Annotated in this window: 7 protein-coding genes; 6 read left to right on the forward strand and 1 reads right to left on the reverse strand. The window is 42.0% G+C overall.

The genetic code is table 11. From position 1 onward, the window contains the following. Positions 1-18 precede the first annotated feature (18 nt). The 6 genes from ACYUCY_RS07320 (at position 19) to ACYUCY_RS07345 (ending at position 4275) form a co-directional block, all read left to right on the forward strand. Positions 19-732 (forward strand): VC0807 family protein, encoded by a 714-nt coding sequence (locus ACYUCY_RS07320; protein WP_460225814.1) that lies wholly within the window; start codon positions 19-21, stop codon positions 730-732. Positions 733-799: 67 nt separating this feature from the next. Beyond that, the gene (locus ACYUCY_RS07325) at positions 800-1099 is read left to right on the forward strand and encodes a YciI family protein (RefSeq protein ID WP_460225815.1); all 300 of its coding nucleotides are present in this window, start codon (positions 800-802) and stop codon (positions 1097-1099) included. A gap of 211 nt (positions 1100-1310) precedes the next feature. Continuing rightward, positions 1311-1994 carry a TIGR04211 family SH3 domain-containing protein gene (locus ACYUCY_RS07330; RefSeq protein ID WP_460225816.1) on the forward strand — a complete coding sequence of 228 codons (684 nt, stop codon included), beginning with the start codon at positions 1311-1313 and terminating at the stop codon, positions 1992-1994. Positions 1995-2018: 24 nt separating this feature from the next. Then, entirely contained in the window at positions 2019-2591 is a 573-nt protein-coding gene (locus ACYUCY_RS07335; RefSeq protein ID WP_460225817.1) for a peptidylprolyl isomerase, read from the forward strand. 100 nt (positions 2592-2691) lie between these two features. Beyond that, entirely contained in the window at positions 2692-3450 is a 759-nt protein-coding gene (locus tag ACYUCY_RS07340; protein ID WP_460225818.1) for a pyridoxine 5'-phosphate synthase, read from the forward strand. 60 nt (positions 3451-3510) lie between these two features. After that, on the forward strand, positions 3511-4275 hold the full coding sequence (locus tag ACYUCY_RS07345; RefSeq protein ID WP_460225819.1) for a TrmH family RNA methyltransferase: 765 nt from the start codon (positions 3511-3513) through the stop codon (positions 4273-4275). Positions 4276-4295: 20 nt separating this feature from the next. Here the strand turns inward: ACYUCY_RS07345 and ACYUCY_RS07350 are convergent, their stop codons facing one another. Next, positions 4296-12119: an amino acid adenylation domain-containing protein gene (locus ACYUCY_RS07350; RefSeq protein WP_460225820.1), complete on the reverse strand. Its 7824-nt coding sequence runs from the start codon at positions 12117-12119 to the stop codon at positions 4296-4298. Between the last annotated feature and the right edge of the window lies 1 nt (position 12120).

Here is a 12120-nt window from a genome sequence, read left to right on the forward strand (position 1 = left end):
AACGTGAACCCATAAATTATGAATGAGAAGGCTACAGAAGAAACAAAAAAAAACGATAACGTTTTTTTAGAGCTATTGATTAATGTCGTAATACCCACTCTGGTCTTGAGTTTTCTTAGTAAAGAAGAATATTTAGGAAACAAACTCGCACTGATTGTCGCCCTCTCCTTTCCTATTATTTACGGTTGCAAGGATTTTTTTGGCGCCCACAAGATTAATGCCTTTTCAATCCTCGGTGTAGTTACTGTTGCTTTGACAGGCGGCATGGGTTTGTTGGAAATTGATCCGAAATATATAGCAATAAAAGAAGCTGCTATTCCTGCACTTCTTGGTATCGCCGTACTAATTTCTTTAAAAACACGCTATCCGCTCGTAAAAACCATGATTTACAATAAAAAGGTTTTACAAGTCGACAAAATTAGCCAAGCACTTAAAGAAAACAATGCGACGGAAGCGTTTGAAAAAAGTTTGGTAAATTCTTCGATTTTATTATCGATGTCATTTTTCTTGGCATCTATTACTAATTATTTATTAGCAAAAATAGTTTTAGTGAGCCAACCAGGAACAGAAGAATTTAACAAAGAGCTCGCGCGCATGATTGCTCTTAGCTACCCCGTTAACGTCGTACCTGCAATGATAGTAATGGGCATCGCTTTTTTTTATACCTATCGCAGTATACGCAAGCACACCAAATTAAGTTTTGAGGAAATTCTTAACGATATGGAATCTTAACACCCTTGGTTAAGCGGGCATCAGACATAACTTTTTCAAACATTCAACCACCAAAGAGAATCTCAACATGCTCTATTCAATAGTCTGTCAAGACAGTGTCGACAGTTTAAGCAAACGAAAAGCGAGCAGAGACGATCATCTGAAACGAATTCGCTTACTCGTTGATACCGGCAGAATTATCGTCGCGGGGCCCAATCCAAATATTGATTCCAATGACCCTGGCAGCGCGGGGTTCAGCGGCAGTTTAATTATTGCGGAATTCAACGATCTTGAAGCGGCACAGAAATGGGCGAAAGACGATCCCTATGTACATGCAGGTGTTTGGAAATCCGTTGAGGTAAAACCCTTCATTCGAGTACTGCCTTAGCCGCAACGAGGTTTTTTGACTTGAAGTTGTGAATCGGTTTACATTAATCCAATCACGTTTTAGGGCTTTTAATTCACTTCGGTTATGATATACAGATTATGGGTCTATAATAACGCTTAATAATACGATTCGTTTTAGGGCTGTTAACAACATTAGTCAGCACCCATCTTTTCCAAGCTCAAATAATCGACAAGCAAAAAAGGTTACGCCGATGCGTACATTTAGAATTTTTATTAGTTTTCTGGCAATAATCGCCGGGCAAGCATTAGTAAGCCAACAAGTATTCGCACAAACCCATTATGTTTCCGATCAGCTACTGGTGAACTTAAGATCTGGGCAAGGCAGCCAATATCGAATCTTAAAAATCCTCAAAAGTGGAACCAGCATGACAGAGCTGGAAAAAGGCGAGACGGATGAATGGATAAAAGTAAGAACACAAGCTGGCGATGAGGGTTGGATTCTGACGCAATACATCCAACAACAACCTATCGCGGCGCAGAAGCTTGCCCAAGCGGAAGCAAGAATCGCACAACTCACCAGTGGTCAAGACACCCTCAGCAGCGAATTTGATTTAATAAAAGAGCAAAACCGAGAATTTAGCAGTGAACTTCAAGCCGCGAGAATTGAAAACCAGCGCATCACGAAGGAATTGGATGACCTTAAAAAAATATCCGGTAATGCAATACGTTTAGACGTCAGTAATAAAAAACTAACTGAAGAATATGAATTATTAAAAACTCAAATTGATGTACTTGAAGCCGACAACGAGCGACTCGCAGATAATTCAAATCAAACTTGGTTTTTATATGGCGCTATTTCAGTGGTCATCGGTGTATTACTCACCCTGCTCGTTCAAGTATTGAAAGCACGTCGCCGCTACACCGAATGGGCCTAGTGACAGTAAAACCGGGAGAGATCAATGAAGAAAAAATTATTTTTTATAGCAATAATATTTTCAAACTTGATAGCTACATTGGTCTTTCCAGCGTTTGCTGCCAACCCAAAGGTTCATTTAGAAACCGATAATGGCGGGATCACGATTGAACTCTTTGCTGACAAATCTCCCATCACCGTAAAAAATTTTCTCTCCTATCTTCGACGCGGTTATTATGACGGTGTTCTATTCCATCGTGTATCGCCGGACTATATCGTTCAAAGTGGCGGTTACACATTTGATTTTACCGAAAAGAAAAAAAACGAGCCTATCCAAAGTGAGGTGAGCAACGGTTTAAAAAACACCAATGGTACCGTAGCAATGGCGAGAAAAAGTGACCCCGATAGCGCCACTTCAGAATTCTTTATTAATCTTCGCGATAACCCCAATCTTGATCCTAGTGATGACAAAGCCGGATATACGGTGTTCGGACGCGTTATCGAAGGCTTAGATGTCGCTATTGCTATTTCCAAGCAGCCAACCGGTTTATATAAAAAATATCCAGACGCGCCCAATGATTTAATTCGTATTTTAAAGGCGCGGGAAATGCAGGATTAATAATTTACTGCGCTCTCATAAAGCTCTACACTCCCCCACTCGTTTTCAATAGTCCATCTTCCTTTTTGCCAAACACAACTTTTAAGTGAACAGTTTATCTATGGCTATCGCTCTCAGTGTCAACCTCAACAAAATCGCTTTGATTCGAAATTCCCGCGAAGGGAATTATCCAGATCTTAGCGTATTTGGAGAACGCGCTTTAACTTTAGGCGTCGCAGGCTTAACGGTACACCCTCGACCAGATTGCCGGCATATACGACCCAGCGATATCAGCGTACTGAAATCCCTTGTCAACAAACACCCGAATAGCGAATTCAACATAGAAGGCAATCCTTTTGCAGAGCCTATTCGCGATTACCCTGGCTTTATCAACATCGTAGAAGCTGCTAGCCCTCATCAATGTACGCTCGTACCGGACACCAATACGCAGCTTACTTCGGATCACGGCTTCGATCTACAACAAGACGGTGAACGATTAAGCCCTATCATTGCGAACTTAAAAGCAAAAAATATCCGTGTCGCTTTATTTATGGACCCTGATCTAGAACAAATTGATTTAGCCAAGCAAATCGGCGCAGACAGGATAGAGTTGTATACCGGGCCCTACGCCAAAGCGTTTCTTGAGCAAAGTAGTAATCTCGATGCTCTTGTTAATAGTTTTTATAAAGCGAGTGAATTTGCCACATCAATTGGCTTAGGTGTTAACGCAGGTCACGATTTGAACCTTGCGAATTTACCGAGGTTTTGCGGTATTCCTGGGTTGCTAGAAGTTTCAATTGGACACGCTTTGACTGTTGACGCGTTGACATTGGGCTTTGATTCGGCCATTGCCGCTTATAAAAAAATTTGCGACAAATAAGTTATTAAGTACATAAATATCAGATAGTTATTCCTCGAAAAAGCAACTCGGTTTTCAACCATGAGTACATATACCTCCAAAAAACCCAAAAATGTTATTACCATTTATGGGCGAAAACCTGTACTTGAAGTATTGCAAGATAACAATATTGAGATTTATAAAGTTCATTTGGCTGACAGCAATAAGCCAGGAGGAATAATTAACGAGATAACTGAGCTCTGCAATACTCGAAATATTGAAGTTTGTTATCACGATAAATTGGCACTATCGAGAATTTCCAAAAACAAAAAACAAGATCAAGGGGTGGCTGCGGATGTTGTTAACAGAAATCTGCGAACTTTAGAAGATTTCCTAAAAAGCTCAAGTAAAACTTCTCTGTCTTTGTTGGTACTAGACAAGGTTACGAACCCACAGAACCTTGGCATGATCATTCGATCTGCTTGCGCAGGTTTTATCGATGGCATTGTTATCCCTAAGAACGGCTGTGCAAAACTCGATTCACTGGTTATCAAAGCCAGCGCCGGCACCGTATTTAGAGCACCAATTCTAGAATGTGAAAACACCGAAGATGCACTCATGGCATGCAGGGAACACGGTTTAGTTTGTTATGGTTTGAGTTTGGAGAACAGCCGCGCAATCAGCGATATTGCAATAAACAATAAACACGTTTACGTATTGGGAAATGAAAGCGAAGGCATTAGCAAAAATATTTTAGCCCTTTGTGATGAGCGTATCGCCATACCTATGCGCAACGGAGTTGAATCACTTAATGTCGGCGCCACGGCAAGCATACTGGCTTACCGGGCACTATTTATTAGAAACTAAAACTCCAAAGGTAGATCAATCTAACCGAACAGTTTAGAAATTAATCCTTTTTTCTTTTTCGGCGCTGCTGTTTCACTTTCGGCCGCAACCGCAACTTGCCCCTGCTGTTTAGATGCGTCAATTTTTGCTGCATGCTGTTCGAGACTTTCCATCAATAAATCGCGCGGACTTAAAAAGACGTCATATTGTTCTTTCACCTTATGAATGACTTGCATGGATAAAATTGAATGACCACCGAGATCAAAGAAATTATCAGTTAGGCCGACCTTCGGAATTCGAATAGTTTCCGCCCAGAGTTTCGCCAAGCAAATAGACGTTTCAGTATTTGGTTCTACATAGCTTGACGCTTCACTAACGGAAGAAAAAACGTCGGGCAATGATTTACGATCTAATTTTCCATTTGGTGTTCGTGGCAATTCGTCAATATCCTCTATGGATTGAGGAATCATATGAGAAGGCATCCATTGGCGTAAAAATTTTCGAAGTTCAGTTAAAGTAATGGCATTCCCTTCCCAAACCACAAAGGCGATCAGTCGAAAATCGCCAGGAGCGGGCTCCCGAATAGTCAAGGCACAGTCTTTGATATTCGGGTGCTTCCGCATAGAGGTTTCGATCTCACCAAGCTCTATGCGGAATCCACGCAATTTAACTTGGCTGTCTAAACGACCCAAATATTCAATGTTCCCATCAGCAAGATAACGAACTTTATCTCCCGTACGATAAAGTTTTCCTTCGCTTAGCGGGTGTTTAATAAAGCGTTCTGCCGTCAGCTCTTCTCGATTTAGGTAGCCTTGGGTTACACCAAGCCCGCCAATATATAACTCACCAGACACACCGATAGGCACGGCTTGTAGATTTGAATCTAAAATATAAATTTCTGTGTTCTGAATCGGCTTACCAATTAGAACCTTCGCTTCTCCATCGGTGATTTGATAAACGGTGGACCAAACGGTGGTCTCAGTGGGGCCGTACATATTCCACAACTCTGTACAGTTGCTAAATATCTCTTGAGATAAATCTTGCTGTAACGCCTCTCCACCGGTAAGTGCTTTCAGCGGATTATTTGCATCCCAACCCGCTGCAATTAACATTCTCCATCGAGTTGGAGTCGCTTGTAAAAAAGTGATTTGCTCAGACTTAATTAGATCTAGCAGCTTCATACCATCTACTGCTTGTTCAGCCGTTGCAATAACACAGGTCGCGCCAACAATTAAGGGGAGGTACAATTCCAAAACCGCAATATCGAAAGACAAGGTCGTGATCGCGAGTAATTTATCATCCGCATTCAAACCAGGTTTTTCAGCCATGCTCAACAAGAAATTGGTTACGGCTTCATGCTGAACGATAACGCCTTTAGGCTTACCTGTAGAGCCGGAGGTATAAATAATGTAAGCCGGAGAATTGTTGTCGATTTTTACACCGTCATAATTAGGCGATTGTAATTCTATTTCACCTTGAACTTGATCCAAGACAACGAACTCCAATTGATCATCAAAGAGCTTTGAATATTTCTCCAATAAAACCAAGTGGGTCATCTGTGAATCTTCAACCATGTAGTGCAAGCGATCGCTTGGGTACTCTGGATCAAGAGGGACATATGCACAACCGGATTTGAGTATTCCCAACAAAGCCGTGACCATGTCATTCGATCGATCAATGCAAAGACCTATCAAGTTTCCCGGCTTCACGCCTTTGTGCTGTAAATAATTCGCGAATTTATTTGAATTTTCTTCAAGCTCTTTAAAGGTTAGCTTTTCTCCATCACAATTTATCGCTATCTTATTCGCACTAATTTTGGCTTGTTCAGAAATTAACGAAAGTAAATTTGCATCCTTCTTGATTTCACATTCAGTAGCATTCCACTCGTTAAAAATTGTATCCTTCTCTTCTGAGGATAAAATTGAAATACTTTTTATATCCTTATCGTCTTCTTCTAATATGGACTTTATCAACACATGATAAAGTTTCATCCAATGTTCGACGGTTGATCGATCAAACAAATCGGCATTAAACGATGCCTCTAAACACATATCGCTGCCATCAAGAACAACATTAAGAAAAAGCTCGAATATCTCGAAGTGACGCTTATTCGTCCCGATTTCCACCTTCAAATTGTCAAAATTAACCGACGTGTCTATCTTATCAACATTAAAAACGATAGAAATTAGCGGATTTCTACTAGCGTCTCTCACTACACCTAATTCGTTAATCAGTTCTCCATAAGTAAACAGCTGATGCTCAAACGCTTCGAAAACATGATCTTGAGTATTTTTTAATAAGGTTGAAAAAGATTTTTCTTCCTCTATCGCTACTTTTAGCGGCAGGAAATTAACGCAATGGCCAATTAATTTGTGATCTCCAACTAACATATGCCCTGCCGCCGGAACGCCAATATTAAATTGTGCTTGCGAACTGATGCGGTAAATTAGCGCTTCGAAAGCAGACAATAAAAAACTAAATTGAGTGACGCCATTCTTTCTCGAAAACTCACCAATCCTATCTATCAATCCCGTCTCAAGCTGCAGCGATACATTATCTGCAACAAACGTTTTGATGGGCGGGCGAGATCTGTCTTCTGGCAGCTCCAACTCTGGAGCTAAATTTTTGTGAAGGTTTAACCAATATTGTTGGTCCGCTTCAGCACGTTGAATTTGTTCTGGTGCTTCTAACCAACTTGCATATTGACTATACTGCATCGCTACAGGCGCCATCGAGTCAGCGGGTGCTTCGTTATACAACTCCTCCAGCCTATGGGTTAATACCTCGCAAGACCAACCATCGCAAACAACGTGATGGACGCAAACAAAAAGAATATGTTCTTGTTCACTTAACTTGAACAGATTAAGACGGTATAAAGGCCCTTGTTCCAAATCAAATGGTTTTTCAACATCTAAACTTGCTGCCTGTTCCATCCTTTGGCTGCGCTTTCGCTCATCAAGTTGACTGAAGTCTTCAACCTCAAGCTCTAGGGATTTCAATTCTTCGCCAATTTTAGCAATGCCATTTTGAGTTATCGTTATTCGTAAAGCATCGTTTGTATTTACCAACTTAAGCAATGCGGAATTTAATCGCCCCAAATCTAACAGGCCTTCGAAACGTAAGGTATTGGAAAGATTGTAGGCACTACTCGCATCTTCTTGAAATTGAGTCGCCATCCAAATTTCTTGTTGGGGCTTAGTTAAAGGAAACTCTGAAACTTGCTTAATCGTTGGGAAAAAGTCGTATTCCAACATGAATTCCGTCGCCGCTTTAAAACCAGCGATTAATTTATCGATATCATCATCGGTATGAGATAAATTTAGGAAAAACGAACCTGCATCTAAAAGAAATATCCCCTCTAAACGCAATCGATAAAAGAAGAGCGGGTTATATTCCAATTTCGCAAGGAACTCGATCACCATCATTGAACCGCAATTCTGGATGTATAACGGCACCCCTTTAGACTCATAATATGAATTCAAAGAAGCCGCCATACGATCCGCTTTCGAATTCAAATCCGTATAGAGCTTTTCACCACCGCGCTTCAGCTCTTCAACAACAGCATTCGCAGCAGCAATCATTAATGGATGGCGAACAAAGGTTCCGGCAAAAAATGTCACGCCTACCTCTGGAACTGATTCGTCGCCGTATTGCCACATACCGCCGTCAAGAGCATCCATGTACTGCTTACGGCCCGCAAGCAAGCCCGCCGGCATACCACCGCCAATGATTTTCCCGTAGGTAACCATGTCCGCGTCAATTCCGTACCAGCCCTGCGCACCACGAGGATGTATTCGCATACCGGTTATCACTTCGTCGAAAATTAACGGAACTGAATGCTCCTCCGTCCAAGCTCGCAATTGTTTTAAAAATTCTTTTGGTTGCAAACTGGGTTTTCGACTTTGTACAGGCTCCACCAAAATAGCGGCTATGTCGCCTCCAATGCTGTTAATAACATCAAAACTACTTGGATCACCGAATTCCAATACGACGGTATTAGATAGAGATTCTTTTGGAATTCCAGGCGCAGCGGGTAACGTCAATATTTTATTATTTCCGTTCGCTGAACGAGCGACAACGTCATCGAAAATGCCGTGATAATCGCCGTTAAAAATAACTATTTTGTTATTGCCCGTAACCGTTCTAGAGACTCGCATGGCAGCCAATACAGCTTCCGAACCAGTATTACAAAACGTAACACGATCCATCCCCGTAATTTCACAAACTTTTTCTGCTACTTCACCTGCGAATTTCGATTGCGGGCCAACCTGCGGTCCAGATTCAAGCTGTTTTACAAGGGCTTCTCGAATAAAGTCAGGATTCTGGCCAAACAAAACAGAACCAAAACCGCTTTGAACATCAATGTATTCATTGCCATCAATATCCCACATTCGAGATCCTTTACTACGATCGGTCACGATGGGGTAAATAATTTCTTTCCAAGTACTATTGAAGCCGGAGATCGTACGCGGATCGGCAAAATGTGGTCGATGTAACTGAATTAATTCTTTCGATTTACCGGTTTTTTTCGTGTAGTCAGTGATGAGTTTATTCAAACCTTCACGGTGCGATTGCTTAAGCTCTCCCTGAATTTTTTTATTTATTTGCTTCCAAGGGCCGTGACGCTGTTCATCCCCGGCCGTATCAGCTCTTAGTTCTTGATCCATCAAACGTCTAGCTTCTAAGGAAATGGTATTCGCTACCGCAATTTCTTTTTCGTTAGAGCTAGATATTTCTGAGGTGGCACTGCTGTTAGATACCGCTTCACGTAATGGTAATTGAGCGTTTGCATTCGGCGAAGTGTCTGAAGGCTGAAATTCTGAGTCATCCAAATTGTCATCTAAAAATTTCGCCATATCATCTATTGTGGCGGTTGACTCTAGCAACTGTCTAAAGCTGATCTCGATTTTAAATGCTTTCTTGAAAGCGGTATTCACCTGCGTCAAAAATAGTGAATCGAAACCTAGCTTGATAAAAGTGACATCCGTATATAATTCACTTTCCTCCATACCACTTAGATCACTTAATAGCTTTTTAAGCTCGCCAACTAAATGTGTTTTTCTATCGACTGCTTCAACTGGGGTCCCTTTACTAGCTTCCGTTTCGATCGCGTTTTCTACAGAAATTCCGGTGTTACTAATATCTTCGTTTGTTATCGAGGCGCCTGATCGTTCTACCGGCGCCGACGCGCGTGCATCAACCCAATGCGACTTTCTTTGAAACGGATATGAAGGCAAGCCAACTCTTGATCTGTTTTGCCCTTCATAAAAACTCGACCAATCAATGTCCACCCCAGCGGACCACAATGCCCCAAGCGCAGACATTAAATTGAGATCTTCATCTTCATTGTCGTTAGCGTTTCCTACACTTGATACAACATTTTGAGTATCGGCGGAAAAACCTTTATTCCTGGCAATGTTTGTCAGCGTATTTCCCGGACCAACTTCCAAAAGGATAGCGTCCGAATAATCCTGAAAAATCTGTTGTCGGCCCTTAGCAAATTGCACAGCGCAACGAATGTGTTTTGCCCAGTAAGCAGGATCGGTCGCGTTTTCGTCGCTTATCCAATCACCGGTTACCGATGAAATGAATTTTATCTTCGGTGCACTCAACGAAAATTGCGCTACGTAAGCTTCAAATTCAGGCAGAATTGGATCCATCATGTGTGAGTGAAACGCGTGCGATGTTTTCAATGCAATTGATTTCACGTTTTTACTTTTTAATGAACCATTGAGCCTCTCAATTACCTCTTGGTCGCCAGCGACAACACATGCATCAAGCGTATTGACAACCGCTATTGATAGTTTCTCTGCATCTTCTGCAGTTAACTCAGCATTCAGAAACTCGGAAACGAAACCTTCAGATTCGCGTACAGCTAACATTAGACCAGGGGGTAAACTCTGAATAAGTGCTCCGCGCTTGGCGATAATTTTCAGTGCATCTTCCAAAGAAAATACGCCCGCCAAACAAGCTGCTACATATTCGCCTACGCTATGTCCGATCATAGCAGCGGGAGCGACACCCCAAGACTGCCACAATTTCGCCAAGCTATACTCAATTACAAAAAGTGCTGGTTGCGTGATTGCGGTTTGGTTTAACACTTCACTATGAGACTCGTTCTCTTCGCTTGAGGGATAAATAAGACCTCTAAGTTCATGATCCAAAATTTCATCAAGAACCGAACAACACTTGTCAAATGTTTCGCTAAACACGGATTCTTGCAAATAAAATGCTTTCGCCATATTTACATATTGAGAACCTTGGCCTGGAAACATATAAACCACGGAGGTATTTTGTTTTTCGCTATTCTGAACACCCAAACGTTCGGGTTTAGAAAACACATTCAGTGCTTCTTCCTTCGTCCTACAAACTGCAAATTGCCGAAACCCAAACCGTTGACGACCAAGTTGTAATGTGTACGCAATATCAGCTAAGGAGTCATCCTTTGAATCTTGTAAATGAGCTTGTAGTGATTGCCGCAAAGTTTTTACACCAGACTCATGCTTAGCTGACCACAAAAGTACATGGTAAGGTCGCTGCGTAGAATCGACGCTAATTTTAGGAGCTTCTTCTAAAATTACATGAGCGTTGGTACCACCAACGCCAAATGAACTAACACCGACACGGAGTGGACTGTCGGATGACAAATCAACAGTTTGATCAGTGACATAAAATGGCGTATCAGTAAAATCAATCGCAGGGTTTGGCGATTTATAGTGGATGGTTGGTGGGATTTTTTTGTGTTGTAAAATCAAAACCGATTTAATCAAACCGGCGATTCCCGCGGCAGTATCTAAATGTCCGATATTGCTTTTAATCGAACCGATACCACAGAATTGTTTTTTATCAGTTCCCGAACTAAACGCCTGGGTCAATGCCTCAACTTCTATCGGATCACCAACAGGCGTTGCGGTGCCATGAGCCTCGATATATGAAATCGACTCGGCTTCGACCTCTGCTGCCGTTTGAGCCATTAATATCGCTGCAGATTGACCGTCAACACTGGGAGCAGTATAACTTAATTTTTTTGCTCCATCATTGTTAACGCCGACACCGCGAATAACCGCATAGATTCTATCGCGATCAGCAATGGCGTCCTCAAGACGTTTCATTACAACTATACCCGCACCATTCCCAAAAACGGTGCCGTCAGCTTCTGCATCGAAGGTGCTACATTTCCCAGTTTTGGAAGCGATGCTGCCATCAATATACAAATACCCGCATTGATCCGGGAATTGGACGGATACACCACCTGCAAGAGCCATATCAGTTTGATAATTTAGCAGCGAATTATAAGCCTCGCTTACAGCGACTAAAGAGGTCGAGCAGCCGGTGTTAATACTTAAACTAGGGCCTTTTAGATCGAGTTTGTGAGCAATTCGAGTGGCTAAAAAATCTTTTTCATTGCTCAACATTGTTTGGAACTCACCAAATTTTTCAACGAGCTCTGGATTTGACTTTAAATTGTTTAAGAAATATGTGCTATTTCCCATTCCTCCAAAAACACCGACCAAACCATCTACATCTCCTCCAACATATCCGGCATCTTCAAAAGCATGCCATGCGCACTCCAAAAAAATACGTTGTTGGGGATCCATCATTTGTGCTTCGCGGGCGGACATACCGAAAAATTCCGCATCGAATAAATCTCTTTCGGCCAAGACACCACGCACAGGGACATAGTCTGGACTTTCTAAAACATCTTTATCGACGAGCGAAGAAATCTCGTCGAGAGAAAATCGTGTTAAGCAGTCTCGTCCCTCGCAGAGATTATCCCACAGCTCCTTGATATTTTTTGCGCCAGGAAAACGTCCGGACATACCTATGATCGCAACTCCGTCCTCGATCCCTTCAAAATCTGTCATC

It is taken from the genome of Aurantivibrio infirmus, assembly GCF_054767315.1.